Annotated in this window: 11 protein-coding genes and 2 tRNA genes; 4 read left to right on the forward strand and 9 right to left on the reverse strand. The window is 55.8% G+C overall.

Annotated elements, in window-relative coordinates; genetic code table 11:
• Position 1 precedes the first annotated feature (1 nt).
• Both K7J14_RS05300 and K7J14_RS05305 read right to left on the reverse strand, forming a co-directional pair.
• On the reverse strand, positions 2-2869 hold the full coding sequence (locus K7J14_RS05300; protein WP_230754019.1) for a helicase-related protein: 2868 nt from the start codon (positions 2867-2869) through the stop codon (positions 2-4).
• Entirely contained in the window at positions 2866-8148 is a 5283-nt protein-coding gene (locus K7J14_RS05305; protein ID WP_230754021.1) for a DEAD/DEAH box helicase, read from the reverse strand. Before K7J14_RS05305 ends, K7J14_RS05300 begins: the two co-directional genes overlap by 4 nt.
• A gap of 490 nt (positions 8149-8638) precedes the next feature.
• Here K7J14_RS05305 and K7J14_RS05310 point away from each other — a divergent pair, with 490 nt between their 5' ends.
• Positions 8639-10564: a DUF2141 domain-containing protein gene (locus tag K7J14_RS05310; RefSeq protein ID WP_230754023.1), complete on the forward strand. Its 1926-nt coding sequence runs from the start codon at positions 8639-8641 to the stop codon at positions 10562-10564.
• A 658-nt stretch (positions 10565-11222) separates the two neighbouring features.
• Here K7J14_RS05310 and K7J14_RS05315 read toward each other — a convergent pair.
• Together K7J14_RS05315 and K7J14_RS05320 are read right to left on the reverse strand one after the other, a co-directional pair.
• A tRNA-Ile gene (locus K7J14_RS05315) sits at positions 11223-11296 on the reverse strand.
• 88 nt (positions 11297-11384) lie between these two features.
• Entirely contained in the window at positions 11385-12197 is an 813-nt protein-coding gene (locus K7J14_RS05320) for a hypothetical protein (RefSeq protein WP_230754025.1), read from the reverse strand.
• A gap of 329 nt (positions 12198-12526) precedes the next feature.
• Here K7J14_RS05320 and K7J14_RS05325 point away from each other — a divergent pair, with 329 nt between their 5' ends.
• Positions 12527-12946: a Fur family transcriptional regulator gene (locus K7J14_RS05325; RefSeq protein ID WP_230754027.1), complete on the forward strand. Its 420-nt coding sequence runs from the start codon at positions 12527-12529 to the stop codon at positions 12944-12946.
• 15 nt (positions 12947-12961) lie between these two features.
• On the forward strand, positions 12962-13540 hold the full coding sequence (rbr, locus tag K7J14_RS05330) for a rubrerythrin (RefSeq protein ID WP_230754030.1): 579 nt from the start codon (positions 12962-12964) through the stop codon (positions 13538-13540).
• Between the two features lie 182 nt (positions 13541-13722).
• On the opposite strand, the gene K7J14_RS05335 is transcribed toward rbr, so the two are convergent.
• Together K7J14_RS05335 and K7J14_RS05340 are read right to left on the reverse strand one after the other, a co-directional pair.
• Positions 13723-16221 carry a hypothetical protein gene (locus tag K7J14_RS05335; RefSeq protein ID WP_230754032.1) on the reverse strand — a complete coding sequence of 833 codons (2499 nt, stop codon included), beginning with the start codon at positions 16219-16221 and terminating at the stop codon, positions 13723-13725.
• Positions 16218-17171: a hypothetical protein gene (locus K7J14_RS05340; protein ID WP_230754034.1), complete on the reverse strand. Its 954-nt coding sequence runs from the start codon at positions 17169-17171 to the stop codon at positions 16218-16220. Before K7J14_RS05340 ends, K7J14_RS05335 begins: the two co-directional genes overlap by 4 nt.
• A gap of 103 nt (positions 17172-17274) precedes the next feature.
• Here K7J14_RS05340 and K7J14_RS05345 point away from each other — a divergent pair.
• Positions 17275-17348: transfer RNA gene (locus K7J14_RS05345), tRNA-Arg, on the forward strand.
• Between the two features lie 84 nt (positions 17349-17432).
• On the opposite strand, the gene K7J14_RS05350 is transcribed toward K7J14_RS05345, so the two are convergent.
• From K7J14_RS05350 to K7J14_RS05360, 3 genes are all read right to left on the reverse strand, one after another.
• Positions 17433-18347: a DUF4097 family beta strand repeat-containing protein gene (locus tag K7J14_RS05350; protein WP_230754036.1), complete on the reverse strand. Its 915-nt coding sequence runs from the start codon at positions 18345-18347 to the stop codon at positions 17433-17435.
• Complete coding sequence (locus K7J14_RS05355) at positions 18337-18951, reverse strand: DUF1700 domain-containing protein (protein ID WP_230754038.1); 615 nt, start codon at positions 18949-18951, stop codon at positions 18337-18339. The genes K7J14_RS05350 and K7J14_RS05355 overlap by 11 nt, the downstream gene beginning before the upstream one ends.
• 84 nt (positions 18952-19035) lie before the next feature.
• Complete coding sequence (locus K7J14_RS05360; protein ID WP_230754040.1) at positions 19036-22173, reverse strand: efflux RND transporter permease subunit; 3138 nt, start codon at positions 22171-22173, stop codon at positions 19036-19038.

Below are 22173 nucleotides of genomic sequence, written 5' to 3' on the forward strand. Positions count from 1 at the left end.
TTTAGATATCTCCAGAAGGGAGGAGTACATACACTCCGATAAGATCCGGGGGGAGACAGGGCTTGACAACGGTCTTCCCGATTTTGATATTGCTTGCGCTCCTGACCCGGGTGTGGTCGGCTTGAAGGATTTCCGCCCGGCGCTCTGCTTCTGCGGTAAATAGCGCAAGATTGTCGGCATACCAGTCGATCGATTTTTGAACTTCGCGGGTTATCGCAGAAAGATCAAGGTTCGATTCGGGGTGGCGATCAAGCAGTTTTTCGACTTCTTCGCCGGGAATGAATACGGGATTGGATCGGCCTGCGACAGCGAGCGCGACGGATTCTTCCGCCATAAGCTCGGCTTTGTTCGCCCGAGATTCGTTCGAGATCCGGTGCCGGACGCGCAACAAATATATGGTTGTTACGGCGTCTACGGTCGAAGTCTCGAAGGCTCCTGAACGGGACGCGACCGACGGTTCGGGAGAAAGCGCCGTTTCCAGCAGATGGTCTGCAAGAATTGACACAAGACTGTGGCTCCGGTGTACATGGCGGAATCCGGCCGCAGGCGGATACTCGAAGGAAACCGGGATGGTTTTTTCAATGCCTTCCGAGGAAAGACGTTCGCGGAGCTCAGGCCGCAGCGGTGCTGTGGCGATTGTGTAGCGGTGATCGCCAGCCCTATCCGGTTTCGCGGAGAGCCGCGTGAGCGCTTCCACGACGAACCGCTCGACATCGCGCGAATCGCCTAATGCGGCCATTTGCCGATTCCATTCCGGGATTACGTCTTCCGGCTTGAGGCGGCGCTGGGCAAAGACGGTTCGGTTCGCCTTCGCCTTTTCCATAGCGTCGGTCCAGCGTTCGTTAACGCTGTCCACGATATCTTTCAGCTCGGCATCTTCTCCAAAATCGAAGGTCGTTTGCGTGTAGTCGCTTCTCCCCTTTTTCATGAGCGCCGCTTTTACGACGGCGAATCGCATGCGCCGATCGTTATCCGGCATGGGAACAAGAACTCCGAGTTTTGATTTTATCGTGTCAGCTTTTTTCAGAATGACGTTGAAAATAAAACCGTCTACAGGATTGTCGGCTCCGTAGAGCATTATGCAGCGAACCTCTTTCGACTCCTGGCCGAAGCGGTCGACGCGGCCTTCCCTCTGCTCGTGCCGGGTCGGGTTCCAGGCAAGATCATAGTGAACAACGGCATTGAAGCCCTCCTGCAGGTTGACTCCTTCGGACAGGCAGTCGGTCGCGACGAGTATGGGCTGTTCTTCTTCAGAAAGCAGGGAGACCTTTTCCGCGCGTTCGTCGCTTGTAAGCAAGCCGGTAACACAATCGATAACGGCTTTTGGTAAAAGCTTTTTAAGTTCCTCCGCGACATATTCGGCGGTTGCTATATACCGGCAGAAAATTACCGGGCGGAATTTTTCTTTGAGAAGGTTCTCGACTTCCTTGATGAGTTTAGCGAGCTTTGGGTCCCGGGCAGGTCCGCGCAAGGAATTCGAGCGGGCGAGAAAACCTTCGAGCAGGGCCAATTCTTCTGTTCGCTCAGGGTCGTCGATACGGGCGGCGGGCTCCAGGTCGTTTGAGGCGAGTTCTTCGCCCACACCGTCGTCGATTCGCTCATCGGCGGAAAACTCGTCCTCTGCGAGGTCGCCGGCAGAGTCCTGCTTTCCGGAAAGGCGGGTTCCCAAGGCGGAAGCCGCCGCCGCCGGAGACGAGGAGATACAGCGGAGAAGGGCAAGCGTGGCGTACCACATCATGCGAGCCTTCTCTCCCTTTTCGTTCTCGGCACGCTGCGCTATTCCGTAACAGTACTCGCGGACTTCGTCGAAGAAAGATCCCCACTCGCCGGTAAGCGCGTAAGATGCGTCTTTGACTTTTCGGGTCGGGAATATTGAATTGTCCTGCCATTCTCCGATATCGATTCTTCGGCGCTGTACGAAATGGAGTGCGAGATCTGCACGAAGGGAATCGGAGCCGGTCGTGCCGGATTGCGAACCTCCGGCAGACGACAACCCCGAGAAAGCAGGATTCAGCAGAGATAGCAGATTGCCGAACGCGTCGTCGTCTCCCGAATGAGGAGTCGCTGTGAGCATGATAAGATGCCGGTCGGCATCGGCGGTGAGTTTTTTGAGCAGGGCGAAGCGGAGTTGTCGGCCAGAGCCCGTCATTGTGCAGGTATGGGCTTCGTCAACCACGATACACTCAGGAGCTCCGGAGAGAAAGTGGTCGCGATGGCTTTCGCTTTTGATGTAATCAAGGCTCACGACTACCGCAGGGAAATGGGCAAAGAGCGATTCACCCGGCGGAATCTCGCGCTCAAGGCGAGCGACGCTCGAAGCGGTTACTGCGGCCGCGCGGATATGGAAGCGTTCGAGAAGTTCCGACTGCCACTGCTCCACGAGATGCGGCGGACAGAGAACGGCAAAACGGCTGATCTCTCCGCGGTCGAGAAGTTCGCGGACAATGAGTCCGGCTTCTATTGTTTTTCCGATACCGACATCGTCCGCGATAAGGAGGCGCACAACAGGCATCTTGAGCGCCATGAGGAGCGGCACCAGCTGATAGGCGCGCGGCTCCACCGCAATATGGCCGAAACTCCGGAAGGGCCCCGCTCCGGAGCGCAGCTTCAAGCGGAGGGCGTCGCGAAGCAAAATGGCCGAGCTGTAGGAACCCGGCGTCGAGCTATCGGGCGGAGGGAAGGTCGCGCTTTCCACCTTTGTGGATTCCAGCGACGGCATAATGATCTGAATATCGTCGTCTGAACCGCCGAGCGGGCGAAGCTTAAGAAGATCCGGGTCGTCGTTAGTCTGAACAACCCATTCTCTGTTTCTTACCCGTACCAACGATCCGGGGGAAAAGCTTGTTGTCTGTTCTGCAGTGTTCGTCATTCAGTTGCTCCGCTTACGGGAAAAACATCCGCGTGTTCCGCGAAAGCTTTCTCCCAATCTGATTCTGTTTTTCCTATAACGATGGAAACATAGCCTTTATCAGAAAGCCATTGTTCGGCTTCATGTTCGGGACGCTCGAAAAAGAGTACAACCTTCAGCGCTCGATAGAGGGCTGCGGCGTCCGCGTTAGCGCCCTTCAATGCATATCCGTATTCATCAGCTTTTCTCAACTCGCTACGTTCTATGAATCGTGAAAGCTCGCTTGCCGATGAATCTTCCGCGACGGCTGTTACTTTCATGGGTTTGATATCGCTGGTTGCGATCGCGATGAGGATATCGAGAGCCTCCTCGTTTCTGCGATCGAGGATCAGATGTTCTGGCTGATTATAATACGAAAGAAGACATCTATAGCATCCGGCTACGCATCGGGTCTCGCCCATTGATGAAGGGTCGTCGACAAGATCGGCGCGACTTTTTAGCTCATCCGGAACGCTATAATGCATAATTTCAAGCGCACGGCGCGCTACCCGGGCAAATTCTCCGGGCTCGTTCACAAGCCGCGTTAATACTCCGGCTCCGCCTTCTGCGGCTTCATAAAACAGAATTCTCTTTCTGTCCTGATCGAGCGGAAGAGGTTCAACAGCAAGTTCCGATTCTTCGATCTGATACAGCTGTTCGATGCTGCGCTTTAGGGAAGCCTGCACGGTTGCCATTGCTTCGATCGAAGGAATAGTGCTTGGGGCAAGAATCAGAATATTCCGGCAATCTTCCACAAAGGGTACAATAAGCTGTGGAGGGACTTTAGTCTTTGATTCCGAATCGTCACCCTGTTCATTGGAATCGACTGACTCGTCCTTGCTCCAGTATCCGCTGACAGGATTAATAAAGAAACCGAACACATTCTTCATTTTTCGTCGTTTCCAGCCGCGATTTATCCGCCACAATAAAGCTGAAGGCGCGTAGATCAACTCTGCGACAACCGTGTCTCCCTCGCCGCTTGAAGAAGACTGTATTTCTGATCTGGCCTGCTGAATGTTACCAGCGGAGTCGGGAATGCAGCGGAACATGGTTTGCAAGTCATACCCCTGCCTCTGGCGTTCTTCCTCATTTGCAGTAATCCGCTCGACTGCTTCAGTTTCCACGGTTTCGATTCTATATAGATTGTCTATGCGGCAATCGCTTGTCAGTTCGGCACCGCAATTCTCACAACGGGAAACAAGAACATCGGTCTTCCCGTCAGCAGAAAGATGGCCGTATCCGCATTCGGAGCACACAATTGTGCTCGAGGTAGAAAGACGCGCGCCAGTACTGATTTGATCTCCGGTACCGGAGTTGAGCTTTGCCTTATTCACCCGGTACATGCGTCCATCATGATAAATCAGACTACGGGGACCGAATTCGGAAAGCCCCAGAAAACGCGGTCGGCTTACCATGCTGCCGCCGTCTTCCTTCTTTCCCCTATAGGCTTTACGGGAAGGGATCCATGCCATCAGCGGAAGTCGAGGAAAATTATACCCGGGGAGGAAGCCCTGGCCTGCTAAATAACGAAAGGTATAAAAGTCCGAATTCTGCGAAGCATGACTGCTTTCCAAAACAGCAAGCTGCCGGGTCGCGTCCAGGAAACGTCGATTCGCGCTCGCTTTATCGGCAGGAGTAAAGGCGTTGCCGGTACTGATTTCAGTAGCCTGTTGAATCTGTTTAATCGTCGCACGATGAAGGTTTCTCCATCGGTTGAACGCGCGATCGAACTCATCGGGCGCTTTTTTTATCACAGCCGCCGCATACTCTTCAGTAAGCCAGGGTGCTTCGCTGCCGATAAACGGTTTTAAAGCCGCAACCATCAAAAACGCCTCTTTCAGAGCATCCTGTTCAATCCTGGAATCTCTGATACAGGTTAGAAGCTCCGGAATAAGCGGGTAACTTGCATTGTCTCTCAAAACTAGATCCGCGACACTTGTATCCAATTCAATGCGGAGCGCGGAAATCCAAATGGAATGAAGATGACTCTCAACGAGCTCCCGATTGGTTAAATCCAGAGTCGGAGGTTTTACTATTCCATGAACCATCTGATCTTTATGATTAAAAAACCACTGATCATGAGGACTTTGTGATGAGCAATAGGTAACAACAAGAGCAGGCTGTCCGGAACGACCAGCCCGGCCGCTACGCTGAGCGTAGTTTGCAGGAGTCGGAGGAACATTCCGCATATATACGGTATTAAGTGAGGAAATATCCACACCGAGCTCCATCGTCGGAGAACAATACAAAACAGGAAGCCGCTGAAGCTCTGACCGGTCGACATGATTTTCGCACCACCACTCTTTATCTTTTACCGTATAGCGGAATCGCGCTTCAAGATCCATTCTATCCTGCGAATCAACTTGAGCGGTGTGTTCATGAGACTCAAATTCATACAAATGATGATCAGCACCACCGAGCGTATCCGCTACATTCTGATATAACTCCCGAAAAAAAATATTTGCACGCTTACTACCGCCGTTCAAGTCATCAGGATTTGAAGGAATAGACCACTCCATGGAGCTCGACTTTAAAGCCCATCCCGGCACACCTCGATCAATTTCCACCCTGGTCACATAACCATACTCGCCGGCCTTCTCAAGAACAGCTTCCACTATTTCAATAAGCTCGACTTCCTTCATTTTCAGGATATCTTCCGCTACAGGAGTTTTCTTCCAAAACAAACATCTTCTGAGATTTCGTATCAAGCGGGAGCGGCTTCCTCCGCTCACCAACAGATCCTCGCCATGCCGGGTGTTTTTTGGAATAGGCGAAAGAGTAAGATAGCGAGTAGTAGCCAACTTTTCGTCGGCTCCAAAACTCCAGCGCTCAAGCAGATGGTTAAACGCAAGAGTCTTCATTTGTTCCTGGTCCTGATGACTCAGATATCGCGATTCAATGCACAGATTTTTCCGCATTTCGGCAAACACAAATGAGAATAATTCCTCTCTCGATGCAGGATCGAGCATCTCGAGAATTCCGGAATCTGACGAGAAATATTGGTCATCCGAAACATAGTCTCTTAAGCCAGTATACGTGATGGAAAGAAGTCCCAGCTGCTCAAGAGGGGGATTATTATATCGCCACCCTTTTCGCAACTCGCGAAGCTGGCGGTATCCAAGTACAAACTTAACCGCACGTTGTGCTTCATTGAGATTAAGGCCGAATGATTTTGGATTCTGAAGATATTCCGCTTTAATCCCTATATCGTTTCGATCAAACCCGAGCGCTGAAAAAACACGCTCAGACAAAAGCTCTTCATTCAATGAACCGCCTGATTGCCGAAGGGCTGCAAGAAGCGCGCTTCTGAGAAGAACAAGAAAAATGAAATCATTAAAATGCCCGGACTGCAAGGCAGCGTCCTGGCGATTGTCTGTAAAGCCGAGCATTTTTCTGGGATCGTACTCGCCTTCAAGAATTTTTCCGGAGAAGAGATTCTGAAGAACGCTTAAAGTAATCATTGTCGTAGCTGACGACCGGCCTTCGCCGGATAAACCGGAAAGACGGTTTATATCCTTTCCGCTAGTTTCATGAACCATCCCGCAGCACGGACAAAACCGGACGTGACCAGGGAGATACCAGAAAGGGACAGACCCCCGCTCTCCACGTGCGTTCAGTTCATACTTAACCGGAATAAACTTTGAGTACGCGCTTTTCACCCGTAGAGTCGATGCTTTCCAATCTAGCCAGAAATCCGGTAAGTCATCTATGATTCCGGTAAAATCATACCCGGATCGATCAGGTACAAGAAATCCGAAGAATCCTTCCATATCTTTAGGAACGGCATCGTCGATTTCTCGAGGCATCCATCGCCCGGCTATTTTCTGTACCGGAAAGTATTCAACTCCGCAGTCGCGACAGAAATATGCAGGATATAAGAGCACCCCATCATTTTCTCTTCCCGGAGCGAATCGCTGAGCCTCAAGAGTTATAAAACGGGATCCCTCAGATTCAAGCGTGCACAGGACTTTCCCGGGACCGCTGATATATTGATGCAACTTAAAGGCGAACGGTTTCCGTCCATGGTCGTCCGGAAGTCCATGAGCACGCATCAAAAAAGAATGAAGCGCTATTTCTGCTGTTCCACAGGATACCCCTGCATCCCGAGCAAGAAGCTTTGCCGCATCCTTTAACGATATAGGCTTCGCGCGTTTTGGAGCTGAAAGCCCCTCAGTAATCACGCCAAGTGTTCGCTCAACCCATATAGTCAGGGGATCGGCATAAAACGCATCGAGCGAGGCCCATTCAGAAACTCCGCCTTCTATGCGGCGGGCAAGAATAGGCTTAACTTTTTCAATACTCATAAGAGGATCTGTTGCGGTTTGAAGCGTCTCGCCTATTACATTTTCCTTCGTAACACGGGCGCCAAACAACAGACTCGCCACATCCGCGACAACCTGCTTTTGATCATCCTCGCTTCCAACGCTGGACATTGTTGCCGAGGTCCCGATGCATACAAGATTCTCGGCATGGAGGCGCTGTCTCAAGCGCCTCACCAGCATGGCCACATCAGCGCCCTGTCTGCCGCGATACGTATGTAATTCGTCTAAAACCAGAAATTCAAGACTTTCGCAATGGCTTACAACCTTAAAATCGCGTTCCTGATATCTTGTGAGCAACAGCTCCAGCATCATGAAATTGGTCAACAGAATATCAGGAGGATTATCTGCAATACGTTGCCGTTCTATAGCATTTTCCTGACCCGTATACCGCGCGACAGAAAAAGGCTGAGAGCCTTTTTCATAACCATACAGAAATTTGTCCAGCTCCTCAAGTTGGCTATTCGCGAGAGCATTCATCGGATAAATAATAATTGCCCGAGTCCGCTTGGTCGGATCAGTCTCCTTCGCTCGAAGCACATGATCAATGATAGGAATAAAAAACGAAAGACTCTTTCCGGAGCCCGTACCTGTTGTGACAACAAAACTTTCATGATTTCGCGCTTTGGCGAGAGACTCCTGCTGATGCGTAAAAAGAGTCAATGGCTGGGGATGACCTTCAGGTTTTCCCGCTACGAATATATGCTCGCATTCAGGATGCAACACGCCCTCGCCGCAAAGCACCGGAATGGAATCGGCTTTTTTATAATTAGAGTTCAGTTGAATCAAAGGATCAGGCCAGTACCGCCCTTGTTCATATTCAGAATCAACCTTACTTTTAATATCCGGTGCAGAAATGGTAGAAAAACTTCGCGAAAAACTGGAATAATCGTTGATAACAGCATCGCGAAAGCTAAAAACGTCATTCATTGTTCCGCTCATACTAGTAAATCCTTATTTTTTTTTGTTAATTTTCTCCAGTTTATCATACTTTTTTGAAAAACGGCCATAAATCAGACATCAGTATTCTGTTTTTTTCGGCCATCTGTAACCTCCGTTCTCCTCCGCTTAACACTTACAAAAGACTTGTCACTTTACTATATCAGCTAAGTGTAGCACTTCCTGCTACACTTCCACGAAGCCCTCGCCCGGATTCCGCCATCGCCGCTGCCGATCTTGCTCGCCGAACGCAATCGCGCAGATTCAAAGCGAATCGCAGGAATAACCGGGGGCGCGTCCAAAAACGGCACGCCGGTTTCTGCTCCCGTTCATTTGATGCCGACCCTGCAATCTCGCAGGTTAACCTCACGGCTGGCACAGGCTATTTCCGTTAGGACCGATGCCGTCCGCGCTTTTTTCTCGACAAGAGAAATACTCGCCCTTACAATGGAAGAAAATAACGTGAACCATCGCGAAATCAGGAGAACAGATTATGCGTTTCTATAAAAAACCCGACGAGGACCTGGCACGGTACTGGCCGCTCTGGATTGCCGTTTTGCTTCTTTCGATCGGCATGACCTTCTTCAATATTTCCGCCGACGCCCTCTGGTACGACGAAAGCTATACGGTCGCCACGGTGACACACTCGATGGGAGACATACTTCGTCTCGTTTCCACCGACAGCCATCCGCCGCTCTATTACATCCTGCTCAAGATGCTGACCGCGGTATTCGGACATTCGCTTGCCGTAATACGGGGGCTCTCGGCGCTCGCGTCGATCGGGACGATAGCCCTTGCCTGCGCCTTCCTGAGAAAACGATGGGGCAGCCCGGGAGCCCTCGCCTTCGCCGCGCTTTTCATCGTTACGCCGATGGCGATAGGCGCGGCGCAGGAAGCCCGCATGTACGCGCTCGCCTCGTTCTTCGTAACCGGCATGGTTCTCTCCGGGTACGCCGCAGCGGAAGACAACCGACTCCGCGACTGGATAGCCCTGGGAGCGTTCGCCTGCGCCGCCGCCTGGACGCACTATTTCTCCCTCATGGCCGCCGGACTCTACTGGTGCGTCCTCTTCATCAGAATTCTCGCGGCTCCCGCCAGGCCCGGCGAAAAGAAGCTCGGCAGGGGAACGCCCCTCTTCCGCTGCCTCGTCGCCGGCGGCGCGGTTATCGTTCTCTTCCTTCCCTGGGCGTTCGCCCTGGCGAACCAGGCGAGCCGGGTCGCGAAAAACTTCTGGATACAGCCGCTCAATCTCCAGTCGGCTTTCGCCATTCTTTCGTTCCCCTTCGGACAGCGCTTCGGAGGACCGCACGGCGCGACTTCCTTTTTCCTCTTCCTCGGAGTGCAGGCCCTTTCCGCAGCCGGCATAGTCCGCGGCTTGATCCGCAAAGACCGCGGAGTATTCCTGCCGCTTTCCGCCCTGCTCGTATACTGGCTCACCTTCGCGGCCGGAGTGTTTCTTTCCTGGGCAATCCGCCCGATTTTCGTTGAACGATACCTCGTTACCTGCATGGGGTCGCTCATCATCGCCTTCGCCTATTTCGCCCATTCGTTCGGCAGCAAACGGATTCTCGCCGCGATGTGCGCCGCCTACCTCTTCTTCACCTTCCCGATTCTGAAAAGCACCTATACCATGCGGGTCAACGGCGCCGGAGACATCGTCGCGAAAGAATACTCAGGGCGCGTCAAGCCGGGCGACATATTCGTCCACGGCAGCGAACACACCTTCGGAATCTTCCGCTATTATTTCCCCGACAATTTCCACTACCTCTACGTCCCGGCGGACTTCATCCCGATGGGAAACCACCAGGTATTCCAGCCGAACGTGGAAATCGGATCCGAGCTCGCCAAATACGCAAACGAACCGGTCACCATCTGGGCAGTCGGCCGCGCCGGCGAATACTACCCCACCCCCTGGGCCGAACTCACGCAAGCCCCCTTCCGCGAAGCGGCCGGCCCGATGCTGAACATCAGAAAAGAACCGGGGTGGCTCACCATACAGCTGCAGGAAGTCCGCTACAATCCCGCCAAAACCGAAAAAAGATCGAGCCTCGCATCAGGATACCTCAAGGTGAAGATAACCGGCCTTGACCAGACCCTTGGAGGCAAGCTCGTATACGCGCTCTACGCAAACGACCCCATCCGCGAAGGAAACTTCATACGCTCGGGAGTGCTCGACATTACAAAGGGTTCGCAGGACATCATCCTGCAAGATGTTCCGTACGGAGAATACGCGATCGTCGCCTTCCACGACCTCAACGGAAACTTCTCGCCGGACTTCAAGAAGAACCAGCCGGTCGAAGGCCTCGCCCTGGGAATAGATCCCGCGACGCTCAGAGGCGAACCCGCCTTCGATCAACTGAAGTTCAGCTTCTCCGAAACCGTCGATCCCGCGGACGTCAGGATGTACTATCCGGAATGACGATTGCCGGAGGGAGGCGGCGATAACAGGGGCGGCATGGCCTCGAAGCCGAGAGGCTGAGGACATGACCAGCTCAACTGTATTTTGCACATCGCCTTGGATGTCGCTATGATTCATAAAGTCAAACCAATGAATCCGAAAAGTGAAAGTTCCAGACCATGAATCGAAGTTTCCAGGATCAAGCGACCCTCATAGCATCAGTGTAATTTCGTTGTTTTGTTGAAAGTGCGGTGAACCGCTCGTGCGTCTTTTCGTTTTAAAATTGCACGTAAAAAATGCCGCGATGGGTCTTGTAAAGATAAAAAGGACGCATACACAGCCCCTTTAAATCAAAAGCCTTGGCACAATCGCGCCTTAACTTTTGCCTTAAAATGTTAACTATGCATGCATCTTTCTTTGAAGGGAAGCATGTATCTCCTTACAAAGTAAGGAAATCTCTTTGGGCCCACTCAGGCCTTGCCCTTCAATAGCGCACTTCGTGTGCGCTCCTTCCGGGCCGCCTCCAGGCCCTGTCGGCGCCGTCCTGGCGCCTTTTCGCCGCATTCGCGGCGCGGGCCTTCCGGTTCAAGTCCAGGCGAGCAGTAGAAAACGCTGCGCGTTTTCATTTATCTACTGCCCAAAATACAAAAGCCGCCCCGAAGGACGGCTCTTGTTTTTTTGGGCCCACCTGGACTTGAACCAGGGACCGACGGATTATGAGTCCGCAGCTCTAACCAACTGAGCTATAGGCCCGGCGCATTTCGATGTAGAAGAAGAAGACTGACTGGGGAAATGCCCGTGTACTGTAGCCGTTTTTCGGGGTTAGAGTCAAGAGAGGGGTTCACGGCAGCTCAAGGGGAATGATGATTCGTTCCTTCAGATTCACCGGCGGCTCGTAGACCGATCCGTAGAAGTCGAGGGCGAGATCGCGGATGAGGCCGGAGGATTCGGCTTCCTGCAGGGCTTTTTCCAGCAAGGCATGCAAGCCCGGCTCCCTGGGCGTCACGAATACCAGATGGTCGCGGGGATACACGAATACGAGATTCTTCTCAACTGCGAGCTCGGGATGTTCTCTCCACTCCGCCGCCATCTCCTGGGCGCCCCGAGACAGATAATCCACGCCCCTGCCTCCTGCCGCGACCATGTTATAGAGGTGTTTCCATTCGCCGGGCTGGGTTTGCACGGCAAGTCCGTTTTTTCTCCAGATCAGAACGTCGCCCCAGGCTTCGCCCATCCCCGCTGTCTTTCCAAGCGCCTTGAAGTCCTCGAGCGTTTTCACCGTGTCGTATAAGGGCTGGTCTTCGGGACGGATAAACAGGATTCGATGCCCCATCAAATTGTCGGTGCACGATACCCGAACGGGAAGAAACTTTTCCATCCGCTCGGGAGTTTCGCCCAGAATATACGCCGAAACATCGCCATCCTTCAGCATCACTTCCAGCCGGGTGGTCGGGATATACCCCAGATTATCGATTTTTACCGAATACCCCTGAGCCTCCAGCGCGCGGGTCAGCAGGAGCGATATATACTCAAGGGCTACCGGAGATCCCGCCAGGCGGAGCTTTACCGTTCCCTTTTCTGCGAACGCAGGAAAAAACGACGCGCAGGCGAAAATGAAGCACAGCGCCGCTGTACGAAAACCGATGATTCTCATCAAAACCTCACACTGAAAGTATTAAAAAAAATCGTCATTCGTGTCAAAAAAGTTCCTTGTTTATAAATATGCAATAAAACATAATTTTATGCATAAAATTGCATTAAAAAACTTGACGGAACCCGAATTTCATCAGTATTATACAAGAGTCAGTGATTTCCGTCCTGATAAAAGAATTGGGAAAACGGCGAAGCCGCAGCGTTTCCGGGAGAAAACGCTGCGGCTTTGTTCTTTTATATATAGCTGTCTCATATCTCTACCATCGTCATTTTCCTTGACAAATAAAACCAAGCAGTATATTATCAGGAATCATTCCTGATAAGGATAGAATGTTTCACCGAACAACCCGGCAAAAAACAGCGCTTCTCGAACTTTTGCGGTCTACCAAGGCGCACCCCACGGCGTCCTGGCTGCATGCAGCCCTCAGGCCCGATTTCCCCGGGCTCAGCCTGGGCACGGTGTACCGGAACCTCTCCGTTCTGGAAGCAGAGGGCGAGATCCGGACGATCAGAGCCGGGGACAGCATTGAACGATTTGACGCCGACACCAGCGTACATTACCATGTCAGATGTACCCGCTGCGGCAGAGTGGACGACGTCTTTTTGCCTCCCCCCGCGGGCCTGGAGGAATCAGCCGAACGGCTGACCGGATTCAGCATCAGCTCCCACAGCATCGCGTTCCAGGGAGTCTGCGCCGCTTGCGCCCGAACACATCTTGAACAAAGCGTTCTTCTAAAGAACGATAAATAAAACGGAGGTATTCTCATGAAATCGGTTAAGGGAACTCAAACGGAAAAGAACATTCTCGCGTCGTTCATCGGCGAGTCTCAGGCCCGCAACAAGTATACGTACTGGGCGAGCAAGGCCAAGGAAGAAGGCTATATCCAGATCCAGCAGATTTTCCTCGAGACCGCCGAGCAGGAAAAAGAGCACGCAAAACGCCTGTTCAAGTTCCTCGAAGGCGGAGCTGAACTCGCTATTCCCGCGGGCGGATCTGCCGGCTATATCGGAACCACCCTGGAAAACCTCAAGCAGGCGGCGGCGGGCGAAAACCATGAATGGCAGCACATGTACCCCGACTACGCGAAGGTCGCGCGCTCTGAAGGCTTCGACACTATCGCCTCCGTCATGGACAATATCGCGGTAGCGGAGAAGCAGCACGCGAAACGCTATGAAGCGATGGCAAAGCATATTGAAGACAACGACATGTGGGTGCAGGAATCCCCGACTACGTGGAGATGCATCAACTGCGGCTTTATTTACGTCGGCAAGGAAGCCCCCAAGATGTGCCCGGCATGCGCGCATCCCCAGGGTTATTTCGAACGCCTCGGCGAAAACTGGTAATACTCGGAATCATACGTATGTGCGGGAAGGGGGCGTATCCCCCCCGCTACGAAAGTAAAGCCCCCTTGCTATACCGACCGGTAGGTATAGCAAGGGGGCTTTACGTTTCTCCGCTTCCCCCCAAGCGCCTCCTTGCCGCTCATCAGCGCGTTTCGGCGCTCATCCCATCAATGAAAGAATTTTTACGGAAAGCGGGGACGGTCCAGCCATTCGGCTAATTCGCGGTCAAGATCGCTCCGCAACAGTTCGCAGGCGCGTTCGCGGTTGTAGTCGCCCGCATTCCACGAATCTCTGACGAGGCGCAGGCATCCCGCGATCATCGGGTCCGGAGACAGCACCCGGTCGCCGTCAAGCACGGACGAGTCGCTCACGACAATGTCTCCCCAGCCGATCCGGACGGGATTCACCAGGGACGGCATCCAGCGCAAAAAATCAGGATAAAACGTGACTCCGGCCGAGTCCAGCGCGAGGGCGTCGTACCGGGTAAAAAAGCCCTTTCGGGACGGGGGATCGGCGTACACCAGAATCAAGGAATCGCCGCGGACATGGCCGAGTTCCTCCAGGCGCCGGACGGCGTCTAGGCGGCCCTTCCTCGCCTTCCGGTCGAGAGCTCCGGCGCCGTACCAGAGCCAGCTTTCGCCTCCGAGCGTTTCATCGGTTTCAAGAGCGCGCTCCTCTGCGGCGTCGAGCCTGCGCGATACGAAGGCGGCGAGAAGAGCGTTCCTCTGTCCCCGATCAAGTTCCGTTAATAGAGCCTTGTTCACCGCGGCTCCGCTTCCGATTATGTCTTCCAGGAGCTCGCGCTCTTCATTTTCAGAAAGAGATAATTCCCTTCGGATCGACCAAAAGAAAGCCGCGAGCTGGCCCGCGGTCTCCTCTCCCTGAATCAGGGAAAGAGCTCTGTCCCCGTCGCTTCTAAACACGCGGTCATAGGCGGGAAGGCCGCCTTCGAGCAGGGATGCGAGGATTCCCGCTTCCTGAGCGAACAAAACGGAAACTGCCGAGTCTTCAGGAAGCGCGGAAAAAACAGTCCCGTTTTCAGGCGCTTCGAAAAGAGCCGCGTCTGTCCAGGGACCCAAACCGGTAAGATCCGCGATGCGCGAGGCGCTGTTCAGCATAGACCTGCGCGAAAGTTCGTAGCGCCGGCCTCTTCGGCCCGAGCGAAGCTCCTCCAGAGCGATTTCATAATCCGTTCGGTACGCATCCCACTGCGAACGAGATTCCAGGCGGGACGCGCGCTCCGCTTCGCCTGAAGATTCAGCGGTTTCTAATGAAAACGAAGCGGTTTCTAATGAAAACGAAGCGGTTTCGAGAGAAAACGAAGCGGTTTCTAATGAAAACGCGAGGTAGAGGGAAGAACCGTCGGGAGCGGATGCGGCGGGAGCGGAATTGCCGCGGTCGGCATTTGGAGAGAGAGATTCAACGCAGAGAATTTCGTCCACGCCGCGAAGAACCGAAAACACTGAGTCGAAGCGCGCGTCGGCGAAGCCGAAGCAGGAGAGGCGCCGGGGATCGAGCGGATCATGATACCGGAATACCAGATTGGTCCCGGCGTTCCGTGAGGCGAAGGCGCGCCACAGCGCATCAGGCTCTGTAGCGGCGAAGGATTTCGCGGCGGCGGGGCGCGGCGCCGGAGATGAACCTGCGAGCGGTTTTCCCGCGGGGGTGAGCCGGAATAAGCGGGGATTGCCGGGGTCGAACACGGAGACGGAGAACTCGCTGTCGTCGCGGAGAGCAGAGGCCGGCCGCGCGGCGACAGGGATACGCGGCTCCGCTGCGGCGGAACGGGCGGTGATCGGACTACGCAGCTCCGGTTCGGCTGGCCGCGCGGCAACGGAAATACGCGGCTCCGGTTCGGCGGAACGGGCGGCGATCGGACTACGCGGCTCCGGTGCGGCCGGACTCGCGGCAACGGAAATACGCGGCTCCGGTTCGGCGGAACGGGCGGCTATAGGAGCTGGCGCATTGCGACGAGCAGGGATTCGTTCGGCGGTGCGGACGGCGACGGGAAGAAATCCGGCGGAAACGCTGCGGGCGACGGGGCCCGGCAAGTTCGCCGAATCGATCAGGCTGTCGGGGGAATTCCCGTAGACGGCCGCGATCCGTTCGGAGGCGAGTCTCCGGCATTCGGCGCCGAAGAACGGATCGGAAACCGCGATGTCGTAGGCGCGTTCGCGGAAGGCCTGATGAAAGGGCACGAGTACGGAATTCCAGTCAGGCGCGAAATCTTCCGCCGCACGCCAAGCGCGGGTTTCGCTGCCCGCCGCCGGCGAGGGAGCGGTTCCGCCGCCCCCGTATGAAAAGGAACCGGCGTATGCGATGGAAAACGAGCGGGACGGCTCTTCATCGACGACCGTTCCCATTTCAAGGAAACCTTCGACGGTATAGGGACAGAGCTCCATATATCGACCTTCAGGCCCTTCGATCGACAGCAGAAAATCGATGTCCATTCGAGCAAGCGAGAGGCGGGCTTCGGCTGTGCGGCTTTGGGCGTAGAGGAATGTCGGCCAGGTTTTGACGATGAAATTCCTGACGAAGGGGATGCCGGAGGCGATCGACGATGCGAAGCCGGGGCTGAGAGAGTTGCACAGAACGGCAAGCAGGAAGGCGAAGAGAGCGATCGCGAGGGAAAACGAAGCGCACAGGGCGGCGAGTTTGCATTTTCGGGAGAGCGGCTTCATCGAGGGCCTCCCTCGAGAAAAAGGACATCGTTCCAACCGAGAGAGCGCCCGATTTCGCGGATCCTCCGCTCGGCAAGGGCGGCGTATCGCTCGCGCGCGTCGGCTTCCCATCTCTCGGAAACGGAAGCGGCAGATTCTCGCCCGGGCGCTCCCAGAATTTCCAGTGCAATAAGCGGACGCGCGGCAGAGGATAGCAGGATCGGAGAGTCGAGTTCTTCTCCTGCTGAAGAGAGGGCGGCCATGAAGGCGCCGGTCGCGAGAAATCCGGCGCGAGCGCTTATCGCCCCGCCGGCGGCTCCTCCGGCTGCGGCTCCCGCCAGCGCTCCGAGCGTACGAGACGCGGACGGAAGGCGGAGCACGCGCGGAAGCGGAGAGGCAAGAGCTCCGAGAGCAGAGCCCGCGGCGCCTCCGAGCCCGGCTCCGGCCGCCGCGCCGAGCGTTGCGGTTCCCACGGCGACGGCTTTGGAAGCCTGTTCAATATCTTGCGCCGAGTAGCCCCGGGGTTCGATTTTTTCGATGAGGGTGATGTCGGCGGGATCGAGAGAAACCTGAACCGACGCGGGAAAGGCGGTGTCCGCGCTCCGCCAGTCGGTCCGCAAAACGAGAACGCGGTTGAGCCAGTCGGTCCGCCGTTCGTCGATCGCCGCCCGCCGCAAATCGCAGACGACTGACGCCTCTCCCCTCGCGTGATAGACGGCGGCCCGGAAAAAACGGGGGTCGGCTCCGGCGGGAGAAGCCTGAACGAGATAGCGGGAAAAGCGCACGGTCTCGAGGACGAGGGCCGACTCGGGACGGGCAAGAAATCGCTCGGCCCCGGAAAGCGTCATTCGGTTGACGGCGTAGCGGACGCCGATAGCCAAGAGGAGGGCCGCCGAGAGGGCCGCGAGGACGGCGAGTGCGAAGGCCGGCGGATTCGCGCGGAAGGACTGCGCGATGTTCGACTTTTTCATGCTGGTATAGTATCACGGGGTCCGGGATGCGGAAAATAAAAATCAGTTCTGCCGGGGCGTATTGCCCACGAGGGCCCATCCGGTATATAGTTGCCGTATTATTGATCCATTAGCTCAGTTGGATAGAGCGGTTGCCTCCTAAGCAACAGGTCGGACGTTCGATTCGTCTATGGATCAAAGCACAGAAAAAAAGGCGCCGAGCCGGCGCGAACGAATGCGTTCAAGCCGGGCCCGGCGCCTTTATTTTAAAGCCGGTCGGCGTTAAAAATCGATTCTGATGGAACCGAGGCCGGTTTTCAAATTCACCGTTGCGGGAGCAGAAGAATCTCCGGCAGTCCCGTTCCCGGCGCCGTTCCAGGATTTTCCGTCGATGCTCACGGAACCGAGTCCGCGCTCGAACCTGATGAAGTAGCGGTCCGCGCCGCCTGAAAGCTTCATCCCGACGGAACCCATGCCGGTAGAGACCGAGCTGCGGTCGCCCAAGCTGCCTTCGAACTGAAGGCGCCCGGCGCCGGTTTCGATGCGGGCGGAGTCGAAGGACGCGGCGGTCAACACGACGGAGCCGGCGGCTGTTTCGAGAGCCGCGCTGCCGGCGGTAATATTTCTGCCGGCAACTGAACCCGCTCCATTTTCCAGGGAGAAGCGGAGCGTCTCCAAGTCCGAGAGTTCCACGTTGCCGGCTCCGAGTTCCAGATGAACATCCTGCAAGCGTATCTCAGGACCCAGAGTGATTTCCAGTTTCGGCATCCTGAACCCCTGCCTCGAGGAGAATCGGCCCTTCCAGTCCCGCTCTTCGAAAGAAAAGGAGTCGTCGTCGGAGTCGGTCCTGATGCCGTCCGAGGGAAAGTCCAGAGCACGCCAAGCGCTCGAGTCTCCTGAACGGATGACCAAACTGCCGGCGGCGAGCGAGACGTCGATTTTCTCAAGACCTGAAGGAAGAACGCCCTCGATGATTTCCACCCGGCTTATGTCCGCCTCTTCGGCGTCGTCGGCGCTCCCCCAGGATCTCTCCCAGCCGCGCTCGAAGCTGAACCCGTCGCCCGAGCGGTCGAAACGCCAGTGCATGAAGCCGGGCCATCGGCCGCCCATCGATAATCCGACAGCGACGAGAACGGCGCCGACAACCAGAAGAACAAAGCCTTTTCCGAGCCCGTCCAGGGGCGAATTACCTCTCATATCTTCCTCCGCTGCCGATCGCCCAGGCAAGAAAACCGGTCAACAACGCGATCGCCGCTCCGATTATCGAAAACAGGATTTTCCCGATTCCCCACAACAGAAAAGCGGCTCCGAACACGATGATGGCTGTTGCCGGAGACGTAATAATTGCAGCGAAGCCGCCGATGAAGGCCGCAGCTCCCCCGATTATCAAACCGATAGCGGCGATTCCGACGGCGGCCAGGGCCGCGAATCCGCCGAACGCGAGACCCAGCAGGCCGAGCAGGGCTGGAAGGGCGATCGGAGCGGCCAGCACCGCCAGAACGACGGCCCAGAACGCGCCGAGTCCCCATCGGGAAGAAGAGCCGGGTCCGCGGTAATGCCCGCCGGCGCCGCAACCGGAGCTTGAACAGGATCTGCCCGCCTCCATCTTGCGCTCCCAATCGTCGAGTATGCGGGAGGCTACGCTTTCCGGCGTTCCAAGACCCCGCATGGTCTCTTCGTCCGCTGAAGGACCTGACCGGTCGAATACTCCGGCATAATACCGCAGCACCGATTCGCGCTCGCAATGCGGCAAACGGGAAAGGCGATCCCGCAATTCATGTAAATACTCAGTTCTCGTCACTGTTCGACTCCCTGCCCCCGGCCCGCCCTCCGCCGAAGCGGAAGTCGAACAAAAGAGCTTTGTATACATATAACACGTGAACGCTCAGAACGCGCTACCGTTCTTTTTTCCGTGCGCGAATTTCACGGCCATAATCGCCGCAAGCTTTCCGAAAGCCCCGGAAACCGCGAATCTCAGCCGGTTGAAATGCCGGCCGCCCCGGGGATCGTACAAGATGCCGTACATCGCGGGAATGACCGTTACGGCGGTAACCGTGGAAAATACGAGGCCGAATACGATGGTGCTCGCCATGGGGCTCCACACCGCCGAATATCCGCCGATTCCGATCGCGGTGGGCAGCAGGCCGGCTATGGTGGTGAGAGAGGTGAGCAGAATGGGCCTGAGGCGGAGCGAAGCGGCGTCGATTACGGCCTCCCTCACCGGCATTCCCTTCGCTCGGTCGATATTGATGAAATCGATCAGCACAATCGTGTCGTTCACCGATATTCCCGCGAGGGCGACCGCCGCGTAGAGAACCGTCGTCGAGAACGGCGTCCCTGAAACCGCGAGGAAGAGGAACACTCCGGCGAAGGCCATCGGGATCGAAAGCAGAATGATGAAGGGCTGGGTATAGGACTTGAATTGGGCTCCCAGAATGGCGTAAATCAGGAAGACGCCGAGCAGGAATACCCGGAGTATCTGAAGGAGAAGGTCCGCGAATTCGGAGAATTCTCCGCCGGTCACGAGTTCGACTCCCGGATTCTCGGGCGCGAATTCCTGGCGGAACCATCGCTCGATTTCCTGATTGATCGAGGGAACGCCCTTCTTGTCCCGGGCTTCTGCGGAGACGCTCACTTCCCGCTTGCCGTCGACCCGCTTGATGCTCGCGAGGCCTTCCGCGAGCTCGATCGTGCACACCGCGGAAAAGGGGATGAGCTTGCCCGAAGGAGTCGGCATGCGAAGCTCCTGCAAACTGGCAATCGAGGCGGATGCGTCCGCTCCGTCGTAGCGCACGATAACGTCGATTTCTTCGTTGTTAACGAAGATTGAACCGGCGGGAATGCCGTCGCGCACGCCGCGGATAAAGCCGCCGACTGCGGAAACGCTGAGTCCGTACGCGGCCGCCCGTTCTTCGTTGATCTTGATTCTGAGTTCGGGAGTTCCCGATTCAAGGGTGTCTTCTATATTGAAGAGTTCGGGATAGGAGGCGAGCTTCTCCTGAATCCCCGCGCTGGCCCTCTCGAGCGCGGCGTAGTCGTCGCCCCGCAGGCGGAAGCCCACCGGAGAGCTCGTCGGAGGGCCCGACTGGGCTTTGCGGAAGAGCACGTTCTCGGTTCCGGGAATGTCCTGAGTCAGTTTTTTCGCGTCGTCGAGGACGGCGGTTATGGAACGCTTCCGTCCGTCTTTGAGCTCTTCGAGGTCAACCAGAATTTCGGCGGCGTTTCCGGAAGCCGCTCCGATCGTAGAGACGATGTTCGTCACCTCGCCGTTCCCGACAAGGGGGAGCAGGCGGTTCTCGTATTCCCGCACGATCCGGGAGGTTTCCGCGCGATTCGCCCCGTTCGGCATTTCTATTTCAATATAGAACAGAGAAAAGTCCTCGGCGGAGAAAAGGTCGACGCGGACGAAGGCGAGGGTGGAGAATATGAGCAGGGCCACGGCGAAAAAGCCGCCGACGGTCGCGCCCCTGCGGTCGTACAACACCGAAACGATGCGGGCGAAAGCGGGCTTTATCCGCGAAAACACATCGTCTTTCAAAGCCCTGCCCTTCCCCGGCCAGTGAACCAGATGGGATGGTATGAAAATGATGGACTCTATTGTTGAAACGCCGAGCGCCACGGTCACGACAAGGGGAATTACGCGAAGGAATTTGCCGATCGTTCCCGGAAGTATCATCAGGGGAATGAAGGCCGCCATGGTCGTCAGCGCGGAGGCGACGATCGGCCACATGACTTCCTCGGCGCCCTGAATGGCTGCCGTTCTTGAATCCAGTCCGTCCTGCCGAAGGCGCAGGGCGTTTTCCGTCAAAACGATCGCGTGGTCGACTATCATGCCGAGCACCAGAACCAAACCGAAAAGGGTGTTCGAGTTCAGGGTTTCGCCGAGCAGCTCCAGAATCACGAAGGTGATGGCGAAGGTGACGGGTATGCCGAGGGCCGTCATCAGCGCGTTTCGGAGCCCGACGAAGAAAAAAAGGATCGCGACGAGCAGGAAGAGGCCCTGCACGGCGTTTGTGACCAGCACGGAAATCGAGTCCCTGATCTGCACGGTCGAGTCGTTGAGCGTCATTACGGTTACGCCCTCGGGAAGCACGATGGAACCGTCGGTTAAAAGCGTTTCAATGCCGCCGGTGATGCCGATGGCGTTTCCCCGGGGAACCTTCGTCACTTCAAGGAGGATCGCGTTTTTTCCGTTAAAGCGAACTTCCCCGGAATCGGCTTCGAATACGTCGCGCACCGCCGCCAGTTCCCCGACATGCAGTATGGCCCCGTTCTGCCCGCTCCGCCTGACGATGACGCGGTCGAAGTCCGAAACGCCGCGCAGATCGCCCACGGTTCTGAGGAGGTACTCGCGCGTGCCGGTTTCAAGGCTTCCTCCGGGAACGGACACGTTCTTTTGCTGAACGGCGCGGACCACGTCCGAAAGCGCGACTCCCAGGGTTTCAAGCTTGTCCCTGTCCGCGTCTATCACGATCTTGCGGTCGTAGCGGCCGACAGCATCCACAGAGGATACGTCCGGAATCTCGAGAATCCTGTCCCTCAGAAGCGGCACTGCGCCGTCCAGGGTTTCGTAGGAAACATCGCCGGTAAGGGCGAGCTGTATCACCGGCAAAAAATCGTTGGAAGAAAAGTCGCTGATGGACGCCTGCAGCGTTCCGTCCGGCAGGGACACGCGCGAAAACCTCGTGCTCACGTCCTGAAAAAGGCGCTCGAATTTGTTCTGGTTTATGCCGTCGTCGAACTCAACCCGCACGACGGAAAGGCCTTCTCCGGTTACGCTGGATATCCGCTTGAGGCTGTCCAACCCCTGCATTTCCTGTTCTATCTTGCGGGTTACAGACCGCTCGATATCGTCGGCGGAGGCGCCGGGATAGGGGACGGCGATATTAACCCAATAAAAAGGAACTTCCGAGAACTGCTCCTGCGGGAGGCGCACCAGACTGATAAGCCCGAGAGAGATAAGGGTTACCAGCAGAATATTGAGAAGCACATGATTGTCTACCGAAAATTTGGGGAGGCTCAT

Origin of the sequence: Teretinema zuelzerae, from assembly GCF_021021555.1 — a bacterium.
In the GTDB taxonomy this organism is placed as follows: domain Bacteria; phylum Spirochaetota; class Spirochaetia; order Treponematales; family Treponemataceae; genus Teretinema; species Teretinema zuelzerae.

What these genes read in the sequence shown, in the direction of transcription:
- K7J14_RS05300 (WP_230754019.1), bottom strand. Translation starts at nt 2,869, where the DNA reads ATGACGAACACTGCAGAACAGACAACAAGCTTTTCCCCCGGATCGTTG.
- K7J14_RS05305 (WP_230754021.1), bottom strand. Translation starts at nt 8,148, where the DNA reads ATGAGCGGAACAATGAATGACGTTTTTAGCTTTCGCGATGCTGTTATC.
- K7J14_RS05310 (WP_230754023.1), top strand. Translation starts at nt 8,639, where the DNA reads ATGCGTTTCTATAAAAAACCCGACGAGGACCTGGCACGGTACTGGCCG.
- K7J14_RS05320 (WP_230754025.1), bottom strand. Translation starts at nt 12,197, where the DNA reads ATGAGAATCATCGGTTTTCGTACAGCGGCGCTGTGCTTCATTTTCGCC.
- K7J14_RS05325 (WP_230754027.1), top strand. Translation starts at nt 12,527, where the DNA reads ATGTTTCACCGAACAACCCGGCAAAAAACAGCGCTTCTCGAACTTTTG.
- rbr (WP_230754030.1), top strand. Translation starts at nt 12,962, where the DNA reads ATGAAATCGGTTAAGGGAACTCAAACGGAAAAGAACATTCTCGCGTCG.
- K7J14_RS05335 (WP_230754032.1), bottom strand. Translation starts at nt 16,221, where the DNA reads ATGAAGCCGCTCTCCCGAAAATGCAAACTCGCCGCCCTGTGCGCTTCG.
- K7J14_RS05340 (WP_230754034.1), bottom strand. Translation starts at nt 17,171, where the DNA reads ATGAAAAAGTCGAACATCGCGCAGTCCTTCCGCGCGAATCCGCCGGCC.
- K7J14_RS05350 (WP_230754036.1), bottom strand. Translation starts at nt 18,347, where the DNA reads ATGAGAGGTAATTCGCCCCTGGACGGGCTCGGAAAAGGCTTTGTTCTT.
- K7J14_RS05360 (WP_230754040.1), bottom strand. Translation starts at nt 22,173, where the DNA reads ATGAGCCTCCCCAAATTTTCGGTAGACAATCATGTGCTTCTCAATATT.